Source organism: Persicimonas caeni, from assembly GCF_006517175.1.
GTDB classification, from domain to species: Bacteria; Myxococcota_A; Bradymonadia; order Bradymonadales; family Bradymonadaceae; genus Persicimonas; species Persicimonas caeni.
This window is the reverse complement of record NZ_CP041186.1, coordinates 1,414,957-1,438,544: the sequence shown is the minus strand read 5'-3', so window position 1 is coordinate 1,438,544 and position 23,588 is coordinate 1,414,957. Positions and strand designations below refer to the sequence as shown.

General features: G+C 63.7%; 18 protein-coding genes. 14 read left to right on the top strand and 4 right to left on the bottom strand.

The window, feature by feature from the left end; translation table 11 throughout:
* Positions 1-48: 48 nt before the first annotated feature.
* The 3 genes from FIV42_RS05290 to FIV42_RS05280 all read left to right on the top strand — a co-directional run bounded on the left by FIV42_RS05290 (position 49) and on the right by FIV42_RS05280 (position 3,345).
* A complete protein-coding gene (locus FIV42_RS05290; protein WP_141196660.1) occupies positions 49-2,130 on the top strand; it encodes a hydrogenase iron-sulfur subunit in 2,082 nt (693 codons plus the stop codon).
* Positions 2,131-2,470: 340 nt separating this feature from the next.
* Complete coding sequence (locus FIV42_RS05285; RefSeq protein WP_174769489.1) at positions 2,471-2,947, top strand: hypothetical protein; 477 nt, start codon at positions 2,471-2,473, stop codon at positions 2,945-2,947.
* On the top strand, positions 2,947-3,345 hold the full coding sequence (locus tag FIV42_RS05280) for a cbb3-type cytochrome c oxidase subunit I (protein WP_141196659.1): 399 nt from the start codon (positions 2,947-2,949) through the stop codon (positions 3,343-3,345). The genes FIV42_RS05285 and FIV42_RS05280 overlap by 1 nt, the downstream gene beginning before the upstream one ends.
* A gap of 360 nt (positions 3,346-3,705) precedes the next feature.
* Here the strand turns inward: FIV42_RS05280 and FIV42_RS05275 are convergent, their stop codons facing one another.
* The 4 genes from FIV42_RS05275 to nadA all read right to left on the bottom strand — a co-directional run bounded on the left by FIV42_RS05275 (position 3,706) and on the right by nadA (position 8,840).
* Positions 3,706-4,500: a hypothetical protein gene (locus tag FIV42_RS05275; protein ID WP_141196658.1), complete on the bottom strand. Its 795-nt coding sequence runs from the start codon at positions 4,498-4,500 to the stop codon at positions 3,706-3,708.
* A gap of 568 nt (positions 4,501-5,068) precedes the next feature.
* Entirely contained in the window at positions 5,069-6,187 is a 1,119-nt protein-coding gene (thiO, locus tag FIV42_RS05270; RefSeq protein WP_168210430.1) for a glycine oxidase ThiO, read from the bottom strand.
* On the bottom strand, positions 6,184-7,806 hold the full coding sequence (locus FIV42_RS05265; protein WP_141196656.1) for an L-aspartate oxidase: 1,623 nt from the start codon (positions 7,804-7,806) through the stop codon (positions 6,184-6,186). The genes thiO and FIV42_RS05265 overlap by 4 nt, the downstream gene beginning before the upstream one ends.
* A gap of 8 nt (positions 7,807-7,814) precedes the next feature.
* Positions 7,815-8,840: a quinolinate synthase NadA gene (gene nadA, locus FIV42_RS05260; RefSeq protein WP_141196655.1), complete on the bottom strand. Its 1,026-nt coding sequence runs from the start codon at positions 8,838-8,840 to the stop codon at positions 7,815-7,817.
* A 335-nt stretch (positions 8,841-9,175) separates the two neighbouring features.
* Between nadA and FIV42_RS05255 the strand changes: the two genes are divergently transcribed.
* From FIV42_RS05255 to FIV42_RS30020, 11 genes are all read left to right on the top strand, one after another.
* Positions 9,176-10,123 carry a metallophosphoesterase gene (locus FIV42_RS05255; RefSeq protein ID WP_222615381.1) on the top strand — a complete coding sequence of 316 codons (948 nt, stop codon included), beginning with the start codon at positions 9,176-9,178 and terminating at the stop codon, positions 10,121-10,123.
* Positions 10,124-11,118: 995 nt separating this feature from the next.
* On the top strand, positions 11,119-12,282 hold the full coding sequence (locus FIV42_RS30650; RefSeq protein WP_222615380.1) for a thrombospondin type 3 repeat-containing protein: 1,164 nt from the start codon (positions 11,119-11,121) through the stop codon (positions 12,280-12,282).
* A 209-nt stretch (positions 12,283-12,491) separates the two neighbouring features.
* Entirely contained in the window at positions 12,492-16,664 is a 4,173-nt protein-coding gene (locus FIV42_RS05245; protein ID WP_141196654.1) for a thrombospondin type 3 repeat-containing protein, read from the top strand.
* A 176-nt stretch (positions 16,665-16,840) separates the two neighbouring features.
* A complete protein-coding gene (locus FIV42_RS05240) occupies positions 16,841-17,848 on the top strand; it encodes a hydroxyacid dehydrogenase (RefSeq protein WP_141196653.1) in 1,008 nt (335 codons plus the stop codon).
* 508 nt (positions 17,849-18,356) lie between these two features.
* Positions 18,357-18,803 (top strand): cytidine deaminase family protein, encoded by a 447-nt coding sequence (locus FIV42_RS05235; protein ID WP_168210429.1) that lies wholly within the window; start codon positions 18,357-18,359, stop codon positions 18,801-18,803.
* Positions 18,803-19,786: a hypothetical protein gene (locus FIV42_RS05230; RefSeq protein WP_141196651.1), complete on the top strand. Its 984-nt coding sequence runs from the start codon at positions 18,803-18,805 to the stop codon at positions 19,784-19,786. The genes FIV42_RS05235 and FIV42_RS05230 overlap by 1 nt, the downstream gene beginning before the upstream one ends.
* 21 nt (positions 19,787-19,807) lie before the next feature.
* The gene (locus FIV42_RS05225) at positions 19,808-20,425 is read left to right on the top strand and encodes a class I SAM-dependent methyltransferase (RefSeq protein ID WP_141196650.1); all 618 of its coding nucleotides are present in this window, start codon (positions 19,808-19,810) and stop codon (positions 20,423-20,425) included.
* Positions 20,426-20,458: 33 nt separating this feature from the next.
* Positions 20,459-21,283, top strand: a complete 825-nt coding sequence (locus FIV42_RS05220; RefSeq protein WP_141196649.1) for a radical SAM protein — start codon at positions 20,459-20,461, stop codon at positions 21,281-21,283.
* A gap of 3 nt (positions 21,284-21,286) precedes the next feature.
* Entirely contained in the window at positions 21,287-22,060 is a 774-nt protein-coding gene (locus tag FIV42_RS05215) for a hypothetical protein (protein ID WP_141196648.1), read from the top strand.
* Between the two features lie 16 nt (positions 22,061-22,076).
* Complete coding sequence (locus FIV42_RS31080; protein WP_281285789.1) at positions 22,077-22,211, top strand: hypothetical protein; 135 nt, start codon at positions 22,077-22,079, stop codon at positions 22,209-22,211.
* 124 nt (positions 22,212-22,335) lie between these two features.
* Positions 22,336-23,475, top strand: coding sequence for a glycoside hydrolase family 18 protein (locus FIV42_RS30020; RefSeq protein ID WP_168210427.1), 1,140 nt, complete (start codon positions 22,336-22,338; stop codon positions 23,473-23,475).
* Positions 23,476-23,588: the final 113 nt, after the last annotated feature.

The window sequence follows — 23,588 nt, the reverse complement described above, 5'->3', positions numbered from 1 at the left end:
GACGATCCGCGACGTTTGCGCGAGGCGAAGGCCAGGGAAGTCACGACCATGGAAACACCCCTCAAAATCCAAGACGCCCAACCCGAACCGCCCGTGCGCGGTGAGGGCGCGCTTCGAGGCTTCGAGCGCCTCTTCCTGTACGCCGACCGCGCCGTCGAGCGCCTCGTCCCCGCGCGGCTCAACCCGTTGGGGCAGACCGGGGCGCTCGCCAACATGAGCTTTATCGTGGCGTTGGTCTCGGGGGTGCTGCTCTTGTTCTGGTACGTGCCCAGCGTCCACAAGGCGTGGGCGTCGCTCGAGCAGATGGGCTTCTTGGGCGAGTTCATGCGCAGCCTGCACCGGTACAGCTCGGACGCGACGATGTTCTTCGTCATCGTCCACGCGCTGCGCATGTTCGCCGCGCGCCGGTTCAACGGGGCGCGGTGGCTGCCGTGGGTCACCGGCGTCGTGCTGGTGGGCCTGCTGTGGTTCGTCGGCTGGCTCGGCTACTGGCTGGTGTGGGACGTGCGCGCCCAGACGCTGGCCGTGGGCACCGCCAAGGTGCTCGAGGTCTTCCCGATCTTCACCGAGCCCCTGTCGCGCTCGTTTCTGACCGACGCGGGTGTGAGCACGGGCCTCTTCTTCATGGTCTTCTTCTTCCACATGCTCTTGCCGCTGGCGATGGGCGTGGCCCTGTGGATGCACATCAGCCGGATGAGCCGGGCCAAATTCCTCACCTCGCGGCCGATGACGCTGTGGCTGGTGGGCGTGCTCCTGCTCGTCTCCGTCCTCATCCCCGCCACGAGCGCCGAGCAGGCCCAGATGGCCGTGCAGCCCGAGGCGTTCAGCGCCGACTGGTGGTACCTGCTGCCGATGAGCCTCACCGAGCGGCTGTCGGGCGGCGCGATCATCGCGCTCGGCTTCGGGCTCACGCTCCCGGCGGTCGCCATCCCCTGGTGGATGACCCGCCAGACCCCGCAAAAGGCGGTCATCGACACCAACCGCTGCAACGGCTGCGCGCGTTGTGTCGAGGACTGCCCCTACGACGCCATCGTGATGGTGCCGCGCAAAGACGGCCACCCGCGCTACGAAATCCAGGCCGAGCTCGACCCGGCCAAATGCGTCGGCTGCGGCATCTGCGCCGGGGCGTGCAACCCCGGCGGCATCGGCCTGCCGCAGATGCCCGTCCAAGACAAACGCAAGACCGTCGACGCCTGGATCGACGAGACGCTCGAGCGCGAGGAGCGCCCGTTCATCGCCTTTTTATGCTCGAACTCGGCCGCCGCCGACTTCGCCGTCGACGCCCAGGGCCGCTGCCCCGAGCTGCCCGGCTGGCGCGTCATCCCGGTGCCCTGCGCCGGCTGGGTGCACGCGCTGACCATCGAGCGCGCCATCCGCCGCGGCGCCGAGGCCGTGCTCGTCGCCGGCTGCGGCTCGAGCGACCCGTACTACCGCGAGGGGATCAAGTGGACCAAAAAGCGCCTCGCCGGCGAGCGCCAGCCCTATTTCCGTCGCGAAAAGCTTCACAGCAAAGAGATCGACACCTCCGGCGTGCGATTCGTCACCTACAACCGCACCCAGAAGGCCGCGTTCATCGACACGGCCAAGAGGCTTCGCGACGGCGTCATCGACGAGAAGGAGAAGGGCTACTCGCCCGCCAAAAAATACGTCGGCGGCGTGCTCGTCGCGGCTCTACTCTCCGCCATCGTGGTCGCCGCGAGCGACGCGCCCTCCCTGGTGCCCACGAACACCGAGCCCCAGCTCGTCGTCTCGGTCAAGCACCGCCCCGACGCGGTCGAAAACTGCCGCGACATCTCCGCCGAGGAGAAGTCGACGACCATGCGCCACATGCAGGCGGCCGACGGCAAGATCTGCGAGCGCAGCCGCCCCGACGTACGCGTCGGCATCTGGCTCGACGGCGAGCAGGTCGGCGAGCACGTCTACGAAGCCCACGGCCTGTCGTCGGACGGCCCCGGCATCGGCACCGAGCGCCTCGCGGTCACCCCCGGCGAGCACCACGTCACCGTCCGCCTCGGCAACTCCGCCCAACCCGAGCAGTGGACCCACGAATGGAGCGACACCCTCGACTTCGACGCCGGCCGCAGCCGGGTGGTGCTGTACGAGAACACCGAGGGATTCATCGTCGAATGAATGCGTGGTACGGAGCGAGGGCATTCTCTCTTCGTGATGGCCTTGCGGGACCGTGGCGCGCGCTGTTGTAATGGCCTTGCAGGGGAGTGGCGCCAGCTACATGGGGCGCCCTGAACTGCGGGCGTTAAGGACATAGGGGTTGCCCTTGTGCGGCGTGCGGGTTGGCGAAGCCTGCTTTGTACCGCCTCAAATAATGAGCACGTTGCGACTCGCAGCCCTCATGTCCTTATCGCGCGTAGTCCAGCGCGCCCCATGTAGCGGGCGTTACTTATCTGCAAGGCCACCGCCAAAGCACGCAAGACCATCGCCGAATCCCACAGGACTCGAATCGGAAGCCAATATGCCCACGGTCAGCAGACTCTTCTTGAAGTTCGGGCTGATCTACTTCGTCGCCGCGCTCGCCAGCGGCGTGGCGATGGCGTGGGCGGGGAGCGCCTGGGGCGCGGTCCTGCTCCCCACCTACCTGCACCTCTTCGTCGTCGGCTGGCTCACCCAGATCATCATCGGCGTGGCTCTGTGGCTCTTCCCCAAGTGGACCAAAGAGCAGCCCCGCGGCCGCGAATGGCTGTCGTGGACCGCGCTCGTCACCCTCAACCTCGGCCTGCTCTTGCGCCTGGTCGCCGAGCCCGGCCAGATGTGGCTCGACACGGGCTGGCAGCCGACGATGAGCGCACTCCTCGTCGTCTCCGCCGCCTTGCAATGGATCGGCGGGATGGCCTTCACGGTCAATATCTGGGGGCGCGTCAAAGTCAAAAAGCGCAAGCGACGCAAGAAGAAGAGCAGAAGTAACGAGGACAGCAAGAAGGAGGCCACATGATGCCCTCCATCTCCTACTGGGCCATCCGCCTCGCCCTCATCCACCTCGGCCTCGGCCTGACCGCCGGCGCCCTCATGCTCGCCCACAAAGGCTACCCCTTCCTGCCGCACTTCGACCGCTGGCTCACCGCCCACTTCCACACGATGCTTTTCGGCTGGACGGTCCAACTCGTCATCGGCGTGGGCTACTGGATCTTGCCAAAGTTCCGCGGCGGCACGAGCCGCGGCAACGACGCCCTGGCGATCGCGGCGATCGTGTTGGTCAACGTCGGGACGTTGATGGGGGCGGGGTTTGCGCTGTACGGCGTGGCGGCGACAGTCGCGTTTGCGTTGCAGGCGGGGGCGGCGGTGTGTTTTGCGGTGCATTTGTGGCCGAGGGTGAAGGCGTTTGGGGCTTGAAGGCGGCCTCCTCCTCGGTCCTCCTCCACTTCGCTTCGCTTGCGGAGGAGGAGTCCCCTCCTCGGTCCTCCCCTACGCTCCGCTGTGCTTCGCGCAGGGGAGGAAGATGTTGCCAGTACGCACCTGGTACAGAGATCGATGAAGCAACATCGCACCTTGTACAGAGATCGATTGAACGACATCTTCCTCTCCGCCCGTAACGAAGTGGAGGGAAGGAGAGGACCGAGGAGAGGCCCCCCTCTCCACCCGTAGCGAAGCGAAGGGAAGGAGAGGGATCGAGGGAGAGGCCCTCAAAAAAACCAAAAAAAGCCCCGGCTCTCACCGGGGCTCCCCAACTGCACGACCGAACCTACCCAAGCCCTACACGGGCTCTTCGATGACGACGTCCTCGCCCTCATCGACTCCATCGTCATCGATGACGACCTCCTCGTCGTCGGGCGCCTCGCCCGCCTTGGCGGCCGCGATGGCCTCCTCGAGGGGGCTGAGCAGCTTGGTGCGCGTCTCGTCGTCCATGTCGACGAGGTCGAGGAACTTCACGAAGCCGTCGACGGCGTTGATCCAGAAGAAGCGTGCCTGCTGCACGTCGGCTGCGCTGATCTGAGCGCGATCCTGCACCTGGTTGAGGCGCGAGCGCTCAGTGACCGCCTCGCCCAGTGCGTCGCCGGCGGCGAGCCAGGCGTCGACCGTGTCGCTGAGGGGTTCACCGGCGATGACCGTCTCCTCGAGGGCGGTGCGCAGTTCCGGGGTGATGCGGGCGCGTACCTGGGTGACGTTGCCGGCCTCGTCCATGAACGAGGTCGAGTTGATCTCGAGCGCGTTCGGGAAGAGCGTGTCGCGTCGCGTCAGCCACGCGTTCCGCTCGGCGGGGTCGTCGGCGCGTTCGGCCAGGGCGGTCATCGAGCCGTAGACGGCCCGCGTCTTGCGGTCGTGAGTGGCGTCGTGGCGTGCAATCGCGGCGGTGAGGTCTTTGATCTCCTCGGTGATTTCGCCGTCGGTAATCTGCGTGTCGATCAGACCCTGACGGGCACGGTCGAGCATGATCAGGTGGCCAGACAACTCCGGATACGACTCCAGCACGGGTCGATCGCGGTTCGGATCGGTCCACGGGGCGCTGGCGGTCAGCATGGTCGGGACTGTTAGTGACAATAAAGACATACTGTGACTCCCTCGTTACAGGTGTGGTTGACCCGCAGGCACGCCTTCGCGCGCGGGCTCGCTCTCCGTCTCTTTGAAGCACCTCCGTCGAAGGTGCCTCCCCGGTCGTACATCTCGTTGGGTTAGGCCCCTATCCTGTATCGGTCGATCCGGTGTGTCAACGCGCTATCTCGAGCCCTCGAGAGGTCGAGTAGACGCTCTGGTCGCGTCGAGGCGGGTATCGAGGGGGCGAAACCGTGCTCTGATGGCTTCGACAAAGGTGTCGAGGTCTTCTTGGCATGCTTTCAAAATACGAAAAGAAGCCCTCGAGGGCCTCTCGGGGGGCTTTCAGTGCACCGAACGAAGGTGTCGAGGGCTTGTTTGGGAGCGTTCGAGCAATCAAAGAAGGTGTCGAGGGCTTCTCGGCGAGTTTTCAGAACATGAAAAGAAGCCCTCGAGAGCTCGTTCGAGCACGTTCGATTAACAGAATCAGGTGTCGAGGGTTGATTCGAGTGTGTTCAAAACACGTTGCGAAGGTGTCGAGGGCTTCTCGGCGAGTTTTCAGAACACGACAAGAACCCCTCGACGGTCACCCAAAGCGCGTCGGAGCGAACGCGGCATACCTCGCGGGCAACTCGCCGGCGGCGATCGCCTCGCTCATGACGTCGCCGGTGATGGCGCTGAGCAGGATGCCGTGGCGGCCGTGTCCGGAGGCGATCCACAGCCCGTCGATTTTGGAGGGGCCGAGCAGCGGGGCGTCGTCGAGGCTGATGGGGCGGAAGCCCGCCCAGGTGTCGCGCAGCTCGAGGTCGTAGATGCCGGGCATCGCGCGCCAGGCGCCGCGTAGGAGCTCGAAGATGCCGCCGGCGGTCAGGCGCGCGTCGAAGCCGCGCTCTTCCATGGTGGCGCCGACGACGATGCTGCCGTCGTTTTTGGGCACGAGGTAGGCGTCGGGGGCGCGGATGACGTGGCGGCAGAGGGGGGCGTCGTCGTTATCTACCAAACAGAGCGCCTGGCCCTTGACCGGGCGTACGGTGGGCTTGTCGAGCTCGGGGACGCCCAAGATGCCGCCGCTCCAGGCGCCGGCGGCCACCACGACGGTGCTCGCCTCGACGCAGCGGGTGTCGGCCAGGCGCAGGCCGCGCACGCGGCGGTGGTCGCGGGCGATGGCGTCGACCGAGGTGTGGGTGTGCAGGGTGCCGCCGGCGCGGGTGAACGCCTCGGTGAGGGCGTCGACGAGCTTCCAGGCGTCGACCTGGTGGTCGTCGGGGCAGAGCACGGCGCTGTGGACCGAGGGGGCCAGGCGCGGCTCGAGGTCGCGGGCGGCCGGGCCGCTCAGGCGTCGGGCGTCGAGGCCGAGTTCGCGTTGGTAGGCCCAGATGCGCTCGAGGCGCTCGGTGTCGTCGGGCTCGAGGGCGACGACCAGCGAGCCCTCGGTGCGGTAGTCGATGTCGACGCCGGAGGCCTCGCGCAGCTCGTCGGCGAAGTCGCCAAAGCGGGCGAGGCTGTCGCGTTGCAGGCGCAGCAGCGCGCCTTCGCCGAACTTGACCTCGGCGGTCGGGGCGAGCATGCCGGCGGCCGCGCGGCTGGCGCCCGAGCCGGGCTCGTCGCGCTCGAAGATGCCCACGTCGAAGCCGCGCTGGGCGAGCCGCCAGCCGGTGGCCAGGCCGGCGACGCCGGCGCCGATGATGGCGATGTCGTGGTTCAAAACGGCAACCTCCGCGCGCGACTTGTGTCGAGGTCGAGTCGTCGGTCGGCGTCGACGGCTTCGAAGCCCACGCCCGTGCCCGAGAACACCATCCGTCGGCGCCAGACCTCGCGTCGGTCGGGGTATTCGAGGCGGAAATGCGCCCCGCGGCTCTCGCAGCGGCGCAGCGCGGCGATGGTGATGAGGCTTGCGATGGAGACGACCCCTTCGGCGCTGCTTCCCGGCGGGCAGGTCGCGGCGAGGTCGTCGAGGGCGTCGAGGGCGTGTTCGAGGCCGGTGGCGCTGCGAAGCAGGCCGACGTGCAGGCACATGATCTCTTGGACGCGCGCGAGGAGCTCGTCGTCGACTGCGTCGGTGTGCGCCGGAGCGGTCGCGGCGAGGTCGGGCAACGGGCGCAACGGGCGGTCGGTGCGGCTCAGCTCGCGCGCGGCCGAGCGTCCGGCGCGGGCGCCGAAGACGAGCGCCTCCAACAGCGAGTTGCTCGCCAGGCGGTTCGCCCCGTGCAGCCCTGTCGAGGCGACCTCGCCGCAGGCCCACAGCCCGTCGACCGAGGTGCGCCCGTCGAGATCGACCGCCACGCCGCCCATATGATAGTGCGCCGCGGGCGTGACCGGCAGCAGGTCGCGGCTCGGATCGAGGCCGAGGGCGGTGCAGTCGGCGTGGGCGCCGGGGAAGCGGGTGGCGAAGTCGTCGATGCCCGTGGCGTCGAGGTAGACGAGGCGGCCGTTTCGGCAGTAGCGCCAGATGGCCCGCGAGACGACGTCGCGCGGGGCGAGCTCGGCGAGTTCGTGCTCGTCGGTCATGAAGCGCCGGCCGTCTTCGTCGACCAGCAGGGCGCCTTCGCCGCGGATCGCCTCGGTGAGCAGGGGCAAGGGGCCTTGGTCCGCAGTCAACTCGGTTTGTTCGGGAGCAAGCGCGGTAGGGTGGAACTGGACGAACTCGAGGTCGACCAGGCGCGCGCCGGCGCGCAGGGCCAGGGCGAGGCCATCGCCGCGGGCCTCGATGGGGTTGGAGGTGCGCGCGTAGAGTTGGCCGAGGCCGCCGGTCGCCAGCACCGTCGCGCCCGCCAGGACCGCCTCGAGGCGGCCGTCGGCGTGGGCGAGCCAGGCGCCGACGACGCGGCCGTCGTCGACGATGAGTGAGACGGCGCGGCATTCTTGGCGAAGCGTGACGTGCGAGGCGCGCTCCAAGCAGCGGCCGACCGTCTTGCAGATCGCGCGGCCGGTGCCGTCGCCGTCGGCGCGCACGATGCGCCGCTGCGAGTGGGCGGCCTCGCGGCCCAAGGCGAGCTCTCCCCCGCTCGCGCGGTCGAACTCCACGCCCAGCTCGACGAGTCCGCGCAGGCGTTGGCAGCCCTCTTCGGTCGCCAACTGCACCGCGCCGTGGTGACACAGCCCGGCGCCGGCCGTCAGCGTGTCGTAGGCGTGCAGGCTGGGGTGGTCGTCGTCGGCGATGGGCACGGCGACGCCGCCTTTGGCCCACGGGCTCGCCCCGCCACGGCCGACCTTGGCGGCGGTGACCAGCGTGACGCGGTGCTCGGGCGCATGCAGCGCGGCCTGCATGCCGGCGAGGCCGGCGCCGAGGACGAGGAGGTCGGTGATGTGGATATGGTCGGTCATGGAGCCTCCTAGACGGCGAGCATGCGGGCGAGGGCGGCGCGGGCGCCTTGGGCGATGGCGTCGGGGATCTCGACGGTCGGCTCGAGGGTGCGCAGCGACTCGTAGACCTTCGCGAGCGTGATCTTTTTCATGTACGGGCACAGCGAGCAGGGCTGGATGAACTCGGTGTCGGGGAATTGCGAGCTCAGGTTGCCGCTCATCGTGCACTCGGTGATCAGGGCGATCTTTTCGGGGCGCTCGGCGTCGATATAGCCCTGCAGTTGCGAGGTCGAGCCGACGACGTCGGCCTCGTGTTGGACCTCCTCTTTGCACTCGGGGTGCACGGCCACGCGGATGCCCGGGTGTTGGCGACGAAGCGCGCGCATGTCGCTCACCCGGAACTCGTCGTGGACGATGCAGACGCCGCGCCAGCTGATGATCTCGACGTCGGTGTGGGAGGCGACGTAGCGGGCCAGGTGGCCGTCGGGCAGGAAGATGACCCGGTCGCTGTCGAGGGACTCGACGATCTCGACGGCGTTCGACGAGGTGCAGCAGATATCGCACTCGGCTTTGACCGCCGCGGAGGTGTTCACGTAGGTGACCACGGGCATGCCGGGGTGTTGGCGGCGAAGCTCGCGGATGTCGGCCGGGGTGATCGACTCGGCCAGCGAGCAGCCCGCCTCGGTGTCGGGGATGAGCACGGTGCGCTCGGGGTTGAGCAGCTTGGCGGTCTCGGCCATGAAGTGCACCCCGCACATGACGATGACATCGGCCGTCGACTGGGCCGCCTGGCGGGCGAGCCCGAGCGAGTCGCCCACGTAGTCGCTGATGCCGTAGAAGATCTCGGGGGCCTGGTAGTTGTGGGCGAGCACGCAGGCGTTGCGCTCGCGTTTGAGGCGGTCGATCGCGTCGATGAGCGGGGCGTACAGCTGCCACTCGGCCTCGGTCACCAGATGGCGCACCTTCGGGTAGATATGATCGGTCGCCTCGGCCACCTGCGGGGTGTACTCGAGCGGGGCGTGGTCGGGCGTGTCGACGGCGGGCATGTGGGACATCGCAGTCATTCCTCGAAACGAAACAAGACGTACAAACTATGAGGCGCCGGTTTTCGGTGCGGGGGCATCTTGCCCTCGTGTGCGAGAGCAGGGATGCACGGGCACCGAACAACCTCGGTGCGGGGGCATCTTGCCCTCGTGTGCGAGAGCAGGGATGCACGGGCACCGAAGAAGCGCGACGTGTCTGTCCATCAGTACCTCAGCTGGCCGCGCGCGCTATGATCGAGATCATGAGCCTGCTGCTCGCCCCGGTTATCGGTGCCGGTGCCGTGTCTACATTGTTCGAGGTAGTTCGCTGTCGACCCTGTAGTGATGCCTTGTGCAAGGGGCGAGTCGTGAAACAGTTCTTCAAATACGCAGGCGTCGGCCTGCTCATTTTCCTCGGCTTCGTGCTCGCGTGGGGGCTGATCGAGCCGCGTTATCTAGCCGTCGAGAACGAGGAGGTCGCCATCGTCGACTTGCCGCGTGCCTGGGACGGCCAGCGGGTCGCGCAGCTCTCCGACTGGCAGATCGGCATGTGGCTCGACAACCCGGACACCGCCGAGGACGCCGCCGAAGTGATCATCGAGGAGCGCCCGGCGGCGGTGATGCTCACCGGCGATTTCGTCTATCACCGCGGCGACGAGGAAGACCGCGTCGAGCAGTTCGGCAAGGTGAGCGAAGTGTTGCGACCGCTGGTCGACTCGGGCATCCCCACCTACGCAGTGCTGGGCAACCACGACTACGCGGCCGAAAAGCCCGACTCGAAGCTCGACCGCGAGCTCGCCCGGACCGTCACGCGCACGCTGCGCCGCGCCGGGGTCACCGTGCTGTTCAACGAGGCGGTGCCGCTGCGCCCGCCCACCAACGCCCCCGCCAACGGGCCCGACGAGCTGCTCTACTTGGTCGGCGTGGGCTCGCACTACGCCAAGAACGACGACGTCGAAGGGGCGCTCGACGACCTTCCGCGAGGCGCGCCACGCATCGCGATGATGCACAACCCCGACTCCTACGCCCGCTTCCCCGCCCGCACGGCCCCCTTGGCCGTCGCCGGCCACACCCACGGCGGCCAAATCCGACTGCCGTGGCTCCCCGACTTCAGCTACCAAACCTTCGCCAAAGACGGCGACGTGCACGTCGACGGCTGGGTCGAAGACTTCGGCGAGGAGGGCAACCGACTCTACGTCAACCGGGGCATCGGCATGAGCCTGCTTCCCATACGCGTCAACTGCATGCCCGAGCTCACGATGTTCACGCTACGCCGCGCCGAGGGTGAGGCGGAGCCGATGGCGGTGGGGCGATGAGGCATTGAGGACCCCGGCGGGTTCATCCCGCCGGTGAATGAGCCTGTCAGCTAGCCCTGTTGGTCGCCAGTCGACCAGACCCCGGCGTGCCTTGCGCCGCCGGTGAATGAGCCTGTCAGCTAGCCCTGTTGGTCGCCAGTCGACCAGACCCCGGCGTGCCTTGCGCCGCCGGTGAATGAGCCTGTCAGCTAGAAACGCGCCCGCCCCCGCCTCGTCCCTCAAACGCGCGAAATTCTCGCGCGCGCGACTTGCGAGTTTGAACAGAGTAGCAGAATAGCTCCCTCCCCCTGGGTCCCGCGGACCCCCGCCCATTGACCAGCCAAGACGTACCCGGGCGCTGCCTCCGCCCGCCTCGCTTCGACCGCCTTTTCGGGGCGGGCTCGGCTAGAGGCGTGGGCCAGGCCGGGTGTCATTTCGTCGTCGGGTGCGCATCCGGTGAGAGCCGATCGTCGACGCGGCGCTGGGTGAGACGACGCGTCGAGGGCCCTCATTATGGTTATCGCGGGATTTGCGGATTTGTTGCGTACTTTCTTGCAGATCGGGGCGTGGTGGGGTTCTCGGGGGGGATGGCGCTGATGGCGCTGAGCGCTGATGGCGCGGATGGCGCGGATGGCGCGGATGGCGCTGATGGCGCTGAGCGCGGATGGGGTGATGATAGGCGAATTGGGCGCGGATAGAGGGGGATGATTCAGGATGCGCGGATGGTGGGTGGGGCGACCGTCAGGGTTAGCTGCGTAGCCCCTTCCCCCACGTTCCCTTCGGTCACATGGGGCTAAAGAGACCCCTCTCCGCTACGCTACGAGGGGTGGCGCTTCGGCTTGCGCCTCCGCTTATCAAAACGACTTCAGATTTGTGGGGAAGGATGAGGACAAGCCCGCGGGGGCCTTCGGTAGCGGTACGACCGTCGATCCTCAATTCCGTGTTCGTTTTCTTGCGTGGTGTCGATGGTGCGTTAGTCTATGTGTTAGGTTGCTGATAACACACAGGAAATCTCGATGTACCGCGCAGAGAATCGGGTCGACGATCGCACTTGCCAGAGGTGGACGAGAGGGCTGTTGGTGGCGGCGATGGTGTTGTCGCCGGCGTTGGCGGCGGCGGGGGTGTCGGAGGCGCGCGAGGCGAGTCCGAGGCTGTCGAGCAGCTCGAAGGTGACTTGGTTTCACGGGGAGGATAACGGGGACGGGGAGGTCAACCCGGGGGAGACGGTGCGTTTTCGCGTCGAGCTTCGCAACGAGGGCGAGGGGGCGGCGTCGGTCGACGTGATCGGGGCGATTCCGGCGCCGGCGAAGAGTTGGTCGTTGGTCGAGGCGGCGGGCGGAGCCGACGTCTCGGACGCCGCCGAGTTGGATGTGCGTGGCGTGGAGGTTCCGGGCGGGACGAGTGTGGTGATCTCCTTCGACGTGGTTGTCGGCGCGGTGCCCGACGCCACGGTGATGCGTGGGGTCGTCGCCTGGCAGATGTCCGGGGCGGCGGGCGAGGGCGGTCGGTTGGCGGCGGGAGACGTGGTCATTCGTCGAGATCTCGACCGCGACAAGGTCTACGACACTGACGACAATTGCCCGCAGCTTTCCAACCCGCAGCAACGCGACGCCGACGGTGACGGCCTCGGCGACGCGTGCGATCGGTGTCCGGCCGACCCGACGGATACCGACACCGACCACGACTCGCTGTGTGATCCCTCCGACAATTGCCCCAACACCCCCAACGCCGCGCAGGTCGACAGCGACGGCGACGGGCTGGGTGATGCGTGTGACGTGTGTCCCCACGACGCCGAGAACGACTTCGACGGTGACGGGGTGTGTGCGCCGGTCGACAACTGTCCGGACACGCCGAACCCCGACCAGACGGACTCGGAGGGCGACGGGCAGGGTGATGCGTGTGACAAATGTCCGTTGGATCTGAGTGAGCAGGATAGCGATGAGGACGGGGTGTGCGATCCGCAGGACAATTGCCCGCAGCTTGGCAACGCGGGGCAGAATGACGCCGACCAAGACGGGGTGGGCGATGCGTGTGACAACTGCATCGCCGCGGACAATAGCGATCAGCGAGACACGGACGGCGATGGCGTGGGTGACGCGTGCGACAATTGCCCCGCGCTGGCCAACCCGGCGCAGCACGACGCCGACGGCGATAGTGTCGGCGATGCGTGCAGCGAGTGAGATGAACGGCGAGGGCGGGGATGCCTTCGCGCTGAAGGCAGGCGGCGAGAATACGGCTCGGGCGGGGTGTGCGACGGCTTGGGGCCGACAATCTGCGTGAAGGTCACGCGCGTGTCATCGAGGCGTTTCACGCGCACCATTCACAAGCGGGACAGAAGGGGCTAACCTCCCAGACATCGATAGATGATCTCGATGATGGGATATTCCCGATGAAGATTGATAATGCTGCGTCTCGCTGTATCCGCCAGAATACGATTCTAAAGTGGCTCTTTGCCGCCACGGTGCTGCTTTGGCCGGCGGCGGCCGCGGCCGATGTGCCCATGGCGCAGCTGAATGCCTGGGACGGCTCGGTCGACTTCTTCATGACCGGGATCAACCTGGCCAAAGACACCGACGGAGACGGGGAGGTCGACGCGTCGAACCAGCCGGCGTCGTTCGATGTGGCGAGCAGCGACCTCGCCTCGGACGCGAGCATCGCGTCGAACGCCCAACTCGAGGCAGCCTATATATATTGGGGCGGCAAAGAGAACGAGCCGTCGGGCGGTGAGTGCACCGGCTCGCCGGACGATACGTTGTCGTTGACGCTGCCGTCGGGCACGGTCGTTTCAGTGCAGGCCGACGTGTGTCACTGCGCCGGGGGCGGCTCGGGCAGCTACGACATGCACGTGTGCCGCGCCGAGGTGACCGCCGACATGCTCGCCGACGGCACCGCGATGGCGGGGACGTACACCGTCGACGGGTTCCAGGGCGTGTGGAGCAACGGCTCGACCGACAACGCCTCGACGTCGCTGGTGCTGGTGTACTCCGAAGAGCGCCTCGATCCTCGTCGCGTCGTGCTCTACGACGGCATCAACACGCTGCGCGGCGGCGAGCAGACCCTGACCTTGTCGGGATTCGACGTCGACTCGACGCCCTCGGGTGACCTGACCTTCTACGCTCTGGAGGGGGAGTCGCATAGCGGCTCGTACTCCGGGTTCTACGAGGGGATCGAGGTGGTCGGCGGTGGCGGCACCCACGTGCTCAGCGACGCGGACAACCCGGCCGACAACGTCTACAACGGCACCATCAACACGACCTCCCCGACGGTGAACGCGGTCGGCGTGGACATCGACCAGTTCGACATCACCCCGGCGCTCGCCTCGGGCGACACCTCCATCGACGTGACCTACTCGAGCGGCGGCGACAAGGTGTGGCTGACGGTCAACGTGGTCGGCATCGACCAGTACGATCCCATCCTGACGCGCAACTCGACGAAGACCTGGCTGCTCTCCGACGGCAACGGCGACGGGGAGGTCAACCCGGGTGAGACGGTGCGCTACACGATCGAGCTGACCAACGACGGCAACGAGGAAGCGACCGTCGACGTTATCGACGATATCCCCGCTGAGGCCGCCAGCTGGTCGCTCGTCTCGGCGGGCGGCGGCACCGACGCCTCGACGGCGAATCAGCTTCGGATCAACGACGTGCTCGTGCCCCCTGCGAGCAGCGTGCAGGTCAGCTTCGACGTGGTCATCGACACGGTGGTCGACGAGTCGGTCATGTCGAATACCGCCTCGTGGACCAAGCCCGCCGAGGGCGGCGCGGCCGGCAGCGTGACTGCGGCCGACGTGATCATTCGTCGCGACCAGGACGGCGACGGCGTCTTCGACAACGACGACAACTGCCCGCTGACGCCGAACCCGACCCAAGTCGACAGCGACGGCGACGGCTTTGGCGACGCCTGCGATATCTGCCCGAACGACGCGACCGACACCGACAGCGACTCGGACACGGTGTGCGACCCGTCGGACAACTGTCCGGCGACGGCGAATAGCTCGCAGACGGACAGCGACGGCGACGGCGCGGGTGATGCGTGTGACGTGTGCCCGAACGATCCGAACGACGACAGCGACGGCGACGGGGTATGCGGCGACGTCGACAATTGCCCAGCGACGGCGAACGCGTCGCAGACGGACAGCGACGGCGACGGAACGGGCGATGCGTGCGATGTGTGCCCGCTCGACGCGACCGACACGGACACGGACTCGGACACCGTGTGCGACCCGCAGGACAACTGCCCGGCGACGGCGAATAGCTCGCAGACCGACGGCGACGGTGACGGGCTGGGCGATGCGTGTGATGCGTGCCCGAGCGATGCGAATAACGACGCCGACGGCGACGGGGTGTGCGACCCGCCCGACAACTGCCCGGTGACGGCGAATGCGTCGCAGCTCGACAGCGACGGCGACGGCGCGGGCGATGCGTGTGACGTGTGCCCGCTCGACGCGACGGACACCGATAGCGACGGCGACGGGGTCTGCGACCCGCAGGACAACTGCGCGAGCGTGGCCAACGCCTCGCAGACCGACGGCGATGGTGATGGCGTAGGCGACGCGTGCGACAACTGCGCGAGCACGGCGAACGCCTCGCAGACCGACGGCGATGGTGATGGCGTGGGCGACACGTGCGACAACTGTGCGAGCACGGCGAACGCCTCGCAGACCGACGGCGATGGCGACGGGTTGGGCGATGTGTGTGACGTGTGCCCGGCGACCTCGGAGAACGACGCCGACGGCGATGGCGTCTGCATGCCCACCGACAACTGCCCGACGACGTCGAATAGCGCGCAGACCGACAGCGATGGCGACGGCGCCGGTGACGTGTGCGACGTGTGCCCGAACGACCCGGACGACGATATCGACGGCGACGGCGTGTGCGGCGACGTCGACAATTGCCCGAGCACGGCCAACGCGAATCAGGTCGACAGCGACTCGGACAATATCGGCGATGCCTGCGATACGTGCCCCAACGACGCCTACAACGACGCCGACGGTGACGGGGTCTGCTCGCCGCCGGACAACTGCCCGTCGACGGCCAACCCGAACCAGACCGACAGTGACGGCGACGGGGTGGGCGACCTGTGTGATCTGTGCGCCGGGGCGGTCAACAACGACGCGGACAACGACGGCATTTGCGACCCGTCGGACAACTGCATCAACACGCCCAACCAGGCGCAGTACGACGTCGACGGCGACGGCATCGGCGATGCGTGCGACACGTGCCCGAACGACCCGCAGAACGACGCCGACGGCGACGGGGTGTGCGGCGATATCGACAACTGCCCGACGGCGGCCAACTCGAGTCAGACCGATACGGACGGCGACGGGATGGGCGATGCGTGCGATCCCTGTGTGAACGACCCGAACAACGACCTCGACGGCGACACGGTGTGCGGCGACGTGGACAACTGCCCGACGACGGCCAATACCAACCAGGCCGATGCGGACAGCGACGGCATGGGCGACGTGTGTGACGCGTGCCCGAACGACGCCGACAACGACGCCGACAGCGACACGGTGTGCGGCGACGTGGACAACTGCCCGACGACGGCCAACGCCAACCAGGTCGACACCGACTCGGACGGCGAGGGCGACGTGTGCGATATCTGCCCCGACGACGCCGACAACGACATCGACGCGGACACCGTCTGCGGCGACGTGGACAACTGCCCCGACGACGCCAACACCGCGCAGGACGACGGCGACGGCGACGGACTGGGTGACGTGTGCGACGACGACTGGGACAACGACGGCGACCTGAACGACAACGACTGCGAGCCGCTCGACCCGACGATCCACCACGGCGCCGACGAGATGTGCGACGACGTCGACCAAGACTGCGACGGCAGCCTCGTCGACGAGTTCGACGACTTCGACAACGACGGCACTCCCGACTGCACCGACCCCGACCTCGACGACGACGGCGACCCCAACGAGACCGACTGCGCGCCGCTCGACCCGAAGATCTTCAACGGCAGCCGCGAGTACTGCGACGAGAAGGACAGCGACTGCGACGGCGACCTGGTCGACGAGTTCGACGACGACAACGGCGACGGCATCCCCGAGTGCGCGGGCATCGACACCGACAACGACGGGGTCGACGACGTCGACGATTGCCAGCCGCAGAACGCCGGCGTCTATCCGGGCGCCGAGGAGAGCTGCGACCACATCGACCAGGACTGCGACGGCGACTTCGTCGACGAGTTCGACGACACCGACGGCGACGGCGAGCCCGACTGCACCGACCACGACGATGACGACGACGGCGTCGGCGACGACACCGACAACTGCCCGCTGGTCGCCAACCCCGACCAGGCCGACGCCGACGAAGACGGCACGGGCGATGCGTGTGACGAGGACGCAGGCGAGGGCGACGCCGGTACAGGCGACGCCGACGCCGGCCAACCCGACGCTGGCGACGCCGGCGACGGCAGCCACCTGCGCAGCGGCTCGCCCGAAGGCTGCGGCTGTCGCACCGTCAGCCGCCCGGTCGGCACCCCCGCCGGCGTGGCGCTGGCGCTGGCCGTCGGGCTCCTCGGGTTGATTTGGCGACGGCGTTTGTAATCGGGGCACGGGTGCGCAACATTTCCGCGTCTGAGAGAGAGTTCACAGAGTTCACCACGGGGAGCACGGGGACACGGGGAAAGGCATAAAAAGCTTCTCACCGTGCTCCCCGTGCCCCCCGTGGTGAATCCCTAAACCCCTAGACCCCCAAACCCCTAAACCCCCCACCACCCCCCATGAAAATCTGCGTCTTCGAAACCGAATCGTGGGAGCGCGAGACCTTCGAGGCCCTCGCCGACGAGCACGAGATCACGCATACCGACAAGCCGCTGACCGCGGACAACGTCGACGAGTACAAGGACGCCGACGTGGTGTCGGTGTTCATCTACTCGGACCTGAGCGCGAAGGTGCTCGACAAGCTCGAGAACCTGAAGCTCGTGGCCACGCGCTCGACGGGCTTCGACCACGTCGACACCCAGGTGTGCGAGGAGCGCGGTATCACGGTGAGTAACGTGCCGACCTACGGCACCAACACGGTGGCCGAGCACGTCTTCGCGCTGCTGTTGGCGCTGAGTCACCGCATGATCGAGGCGACCGACCGCACGCGTCGCGGCGACTTCTCCCAGCAGGGGCTGCGCGGCTTCGACCTGCGCGGAAAGACCCTGGGGATTGTGGGCACCGGCGATATCGGCCTGTGCACCATCGAGATCGCCCGTGGCTTCAACATGAACGTCGTCGCCTACGACGTCGCCCCCGACGAGGCGCTCGAGGAGAAGTTCGGGTTCGAATACGTCGACTTCGACGAGCTGCTGGCCCAATCCGACGTCATCTCGCTGCACGTGCCGCTCAACGAGCACACCCGCGGGCTTCTGGGCGAGGAAGAGTTCGAGAAGATGAAGGACGGGGTGGTCATTATTAACACCGCCCGAGGCGCGGTGATCGACGTGCAGGCGCTGTTATTTGCGCTGTCGGAGGGCAAGGTCGCCGCTGCCGGGCTCGACGTCATCCCCGAGGAGCCGACGGTGCGCGAGGAGGCCCAGCTTCTGCACCGCATGTTCCGCGAGAAGCACGACCTGGAGACGATCTTGGCCGACCACGTGCTCCTGCGCATGCGCAACGTCATCATCACACCCCACAGCGCGTTCAACACCAAAGAGGCGATCCAGCGCATCCTCGACACCACCGTCGAGAATATCGACGCGTTTTGTGCCGGCGAGCCGGTCAACGTGGTGGCGGGCGGGTAGTCGTGCGCCGCGACGGGTAGTTGCTCTTGCTCTATAAGCGACGACGGAAGCCTGTTTCTATGTTGCTGTAGTGTGCTCGATGTTCAAACGAAGACCAGAATGAGCATTGCGGACGCACTGGTATTTACTTTCCCTTTCGTTTGAACTGTTAGCCCTCGCAGCTCAAATACATATTTGGGAGGCTCATTGCGGCGGGTTGCAGAGTATACGGTGCGACCCTAACCTGTGGCTAACGTGCGTTCTCATCTAGCCTGGATGCACGCGGAGTTTGGTCACCTCAACCGTAGCCACCAGCAGGACAGATCGTGGTTTCGAAAGACGAATGGACGATATCCAGGCGAGGTTTTTTCTCGTTCTCAAGACGAGTGCTTGCGGCGCCTTTCACGAATGATATTCTCGCTCTGCCGTTTCTCCCGAGTTTATTTGATGAACGAGAGGAACAGGTTAACCTGAAATGCACTTGGGCTTTCAGTTTAGCGGTAGTTCGCGTTACTTGAGGGAGGTTCGAATGAAGTTCAAAGAAGTTCCGCAAATACCGATACCACGAAGGCGCGAGCTAATTGACTCAGCCAACGAGGCTCGTAAGCTGCAGAACCGTGCTGCTCGCGGTGCCAGTTATGGGGCTGCAGTATTGACCTTGAACGACAATATTTTTTCTGCAGGTAGCTTCTTCTCTTCAACTCACAGTTTAAGCCTACACGCTGAACACGCTGCGCTCGTTCATTGTGCATTGCATGGTGAGCCTCTTATCAAGGCCATTGCAATTGCCTCAGATGATCCTGAAACCTTGGCGACCCCCTGCGGTTTGTGCCGACAGCTGATCTTTGAGAATGCTCGCCAGTCAGGGCTGAACGTGGTGGTGCTGACTCTTCGGGAGCGGGAGGTGTCGGTCGAGAGTACGATTGTTGAGTTGTATCCACTTCCTTGGCCGGATCGTAAACCTAGAAATATCTGATGGATTCCACTGACGACTCAAGTGACGCAGCGCTAAAAAACATTCCGCCAGTCGATCCGAATAATGTTCTTGATTTGATATTTGCGTCGACTTCTTTCTCCTCTGGTAATGAAAGGCAGCAACAGCTAGGTGAGTTCTTTCTTAAAGATTACTTTCGGGATCTTTACGACCGTTACGCTGACGATCATCGAGCGTTGCTATACTTGCAAAACCTTCAGCCTGTTATAGGTAGTGCTCTCCGAGCATTCGCTGTAGAAAAGCAGGAGTATAAGCGACGGATCTTACCGAAGGATCAGTTCATCAGTGATCTCAAGGATGAGATGCTGACCCTCGTGGACTCTATTCCTCTGAGCTCAGGACTCCATGGCTTGACTGGCAAGCTAGGTTTGGTTGTGACTACGGCTATCTTGTCTTTAGCTACTGCAGTTTTGCTTGGTGGAGATAAGCTGGAGAAAACCTTGGGGCAAGCTAACATCGACTTGTTGTTTCTGGTTGCCGCCGCCGTTGTGGTTATGAATGTTCTGTATTTCTTTGTCGGGTGGGGGCTGATTTGTGTTAAGACGGCTTTGGGGAGTTCTAGGATTCGTTACGCTGAGCAGCAAGTTACAGAGGAGTACGCGAAGTCTTTCGAGCGAATGGAAGGAATTCTAGTAGATGCATTGATGGCAACTGTGCGCCTTTGTGAAAGTATTTATCCTGAATATAAGTGTTTTGGTGATGGTCATCTGTTTGCTCATGATGAGTTGCCCTATCTGCCTGTCTATAACCAAGAGAGGTTTGAGGACGATGAAGGGCTCGAAAGCCGCTTGAGTCAATTGCAGAAGGTTGTGCAAAGTCGCATCTCGTCAAATCCAAAGCGACGGAAAATGGACTGGTATTTCAGACTCGTTGAAGACAGTGGAGGCCCAGAGGAAGAGCTTGATGGCTCGCAATGTGCAGTTTGCAGTAAACGTTTTTCCGACCATTTTTGGGAAAATGATTAGCGTCTAAGAGAGCGAAAATCGGTGCTACCAGGGCTTAGTGGTTCAATTCGTAAACAGATCGCGGAAGCTTATGGGGAGGTCTATCACGAACTCGTCGAAAAGTGGGCTTGGAGAAATGAAGTGTTTCAAGACAGGTTGCTACGTTTCGCACGGTTCTGTCGGAAAGAGGGGTGCATCCTCGATTTAGGTTGCGGTTTTGGGAGGGACGTAGCCTTCTTTAGCGAACTGGGCTTTAAGGCCGCTGGGATTGACATTTGTGAGGAGGCCATCGCTCTCGGGCGAGAGATATACGGGCAAAAACATCTAAAACAGGGAGATATTCTAAGTGTTGACGCAGCGTGTCCTTGGCAGTTGCTGGATGGCATCTGGTGCAGAGGCGTCATTTTTCATCTCGACCGCGAGCAACTCCGAGAATTATCTCACAAACTCTACATGCTAACAGCTTCCGGAGCAGTTCTCTATTTTCAGGCGTTTTCTGGTACCGGTTACCAGTACCGACGAATTGCTGAAACGGATTCCTATACTCACTATTTCTTTCATCAGCGCGCTTTTGTCACTGAAACCTTCATAAACGCTGGCTTCGAGGTCTTGCTGGACCAGTCAACTTCCGACGAGGTTCGCCTGTTTTTCGAAAAGTAACTCGTTCTTCCAAATAGTAACTCGGGAACCGTAATGGAGCCACAAAAGGTACCACTGCTCAAGACAGTCCGTGTCCTGGTCACTGACGCATGCAATCTTCGCTGCAAGAGGTGCTTCAATGAGGGATATCCTAACCGAGGGACGTATTTTGCTGATAAAGAAACTCTGGTAGATGCATTCGCGAGGTTAGGCGAACCGATCCAATCAATAAAAGTGACGGGAGGCGAACCGCTGATGCATCCGCATATTGACGAGGTTGTATCTGCGTTCACAGAAATTGCGCCGACTTCTCTTACAACGAATGGCTTGCTTCTGCGTCATAAGGCTGCCGATCTTGCTCCAGAGGTCCCGATTACAGTGAGTATCTACGGCACACGCGCAGATGAGTTTGCGCAGTACACACAGATGCCTGCGAGCGTTTTTGAAAAGGTGACGGAGCAGTTGCGAGTAGTTAACGAATGGGATGACCGAACTTTTCGAGCGAACATCATCATTCAACCTCGCAAGCAATGGTCCGTCTTGAGATATGTACGTTTCTTAGAGGAATTCTCGTTTAGTACTGTCCGCTTCTTGACACTACTAGGCCCTGAAAAAGACTCGGTTGCGTATCTAAAGAACCTTCAGGCGACAGTTGAGTTTCTGGAGCAGTATACTGAAAGCGAGCCCTCTGATGATCCTTCAATACGGTCATTTGATGCAGGAAATGTCGAATATCAACTTGTTGTGCAGTACGACGAGTTCGACGCTGATGTGCGTGATCGTTTCGGTTTTGTATGGATCGGGCCTCGAGGTGAAGTTTACCAGAATAAGGATGAGTCAGTCTTTTCTACGCGCGGCTTCACTCAGCCGAGGAGCTAAGATTTGATTTCTCAACGAAAACTTGCAGAGCTGGTAGAAGATGAGCTTCGCAGACGAACTTTTTCATCAAATCCAGTGAATGAAAACGTTCAGAAGGATTTGGAAGGGATCTTACGGCCAGATTTTGGCATTGTTCGTGAAATGCCTCAGCCGACAAAAGGCGCTTTGATGCAGTTTCACGGTTGGTTGCTGGAAAATCAGAAATGTATTGAGGCAGTTTGTTTCTTTGGATCAGTGGTTTCTGACACGACCTCACTTCAAAGTCTCTCGTTGGATAAGGATTGCGAGCGGAATTACGTGACGAAATATGTTGATGTCGGGCCTAGTGATGTCGATGCATGGGTGTTTGTAACAGATCCATCCCTTCAGTGTGCGAGAGATTTCAAGGCTGTTTATCAACGTGTGAACGCCGCCGCGGAGTGTGTAGGGGAGAGAACACGGAATCTGTTAGAAAACGTTGAAGTCTATGTTCTTTCCTCGTTTGAACAAATGTTGGAGAGCAATCCTCAGCTGATTCCTCTTTACTGGCGAATGATGTGTGTCGGAGGGTTTTGGGTTGGAGACGCCGATCCGATGATCAAAGTAGTCAAAAAGGTTGCCAGAGACAGAGTGGGAGACCCTCAAGTAGTGCAGGAAAGGGCAATTGAGTTTTATAAACGAAGAATTCGGGCATTAGGGCGGTTTTACACAAGTGTATTGCAAGAGCTTGCCGGTGCAGGTTTTGTCTACGGGACAGGCTGGAAATCCGTACTCTCGAGAAGTTCAGAACATTTCTGACGAGGATTTGCTTCGCATGCGCAACGTCATCATCACACCCCACAGCGCGTTCAACACCAAAGAGGCGATCCAGCGCATCCTCGACACCACCGTCGAGAATATCGACGCGTTTTGTGCCGGCGAGCCGGTCAACGTGGTGGCGGGCGGGTAGTCGTTTGCCGCGACGTGCTTGGAATTGCACATTCTTTACACATGGCCATCTCCATGGCTGCACATCTGCTCCATAGGGTTGTTGACGTAGGAGGAGTCGGAACCCTTGCTCGAGGAGAAGGCAGATGGTTGGTGGCAAAACGGCAAAGATCGTCGGAGTGGTCGTCGCGCTGGGCGTGGTGGGCGCGGTGGCGGTCTATTTTGGGCTGATTCGAGACTTCGAAGCCAAAGAAGACGCGATACGCGAGGAGTCGCGCTGGGCGGACGTCGAGGCCACGGCCGTGGCGGACGCAGGCACGAGCGACGAGTCGGGCGAAGTCGCGCGTGAATTCGACGTCAACGACAATGGAGTGTGGCTGCGGCGCCATTGGCTGCACGGCGGGGCCGAGCTCGATCCGGCGCGCCTCGTCGAGGCGCTCGACGAGCTCGGCATTCGGCGGGTCTATCCGTTCCTGGGTCCGATGGACGAGCAGGGCAAGCCCGGCTGGCGAGACGACGGCACGATTCGCCACTACGAAGCCGACAGGGCGCGGCGCTTCTTGTCGAAGATGCAGCGTATCGCCCCGCATATCGACGTGATGCCGTGGAGCGGCGGCGTGCTCGATGAGGACGTACGCCTCACGGACGCGGCGCAGCGCAAGGCCTACTCGGGCCACGTCGCCAAGATCACCGAGCTGGGCGCCGATGGCATCCACATCAACGTCGAGCCGCTCCCCTCCCACGAGCCCGGCTACCTCGACCTGTTGCGTGAGGTGAAGGCGGCGATGGGCGACGACAAGACGTTGTCGATCGCGGCCTACCCACCGACGACACCCCTCCACCCGTTCCCCGACGTGCACTGGACGCTCGCGTTCACCAAAGAGGTCTGCATGGTCGCCGACGAGCTGGTGGTCATGGGCTACGACACCGCCCTGACCGAGCCCGCCAAATACGAGGGGCTGATGGCCAAGTGGACCAAAGATCTGCTGCAGACGCTGCCTGCGCCCGAGCAGGGCGGTTGTGAGGTGCTCATGGGTGTGCCCGCCTACGAGGATGACGAGCCGTATCATCGGCCGCACGTCGAGAATATCGAGCACGGGATTCGCGGCGTGAAGCAAGGCTTGGCTCGGCTCGATGAGATTCCGGGGCATTTCCGAGGGATTGCGGTGTACGCCTCGTGGACGACCGACGTGCAGGAGTGGGACACCTACCAGCGCCTGTGGCGCGGCAAAGAGTCCGTCGGGCTGGTGGTGCCCGATTTCGACGTGTACGCCGATGTGAAGTGAGCTGGTCCGAATTGAGCGGGACTGAATTGAGTGGGACTGAATTGAGCGAGATTGGGCCGAGTGCGCACCGTTGTCCCGCGACTCCAAAAACAATACTCTGCGGCCATTAGCTG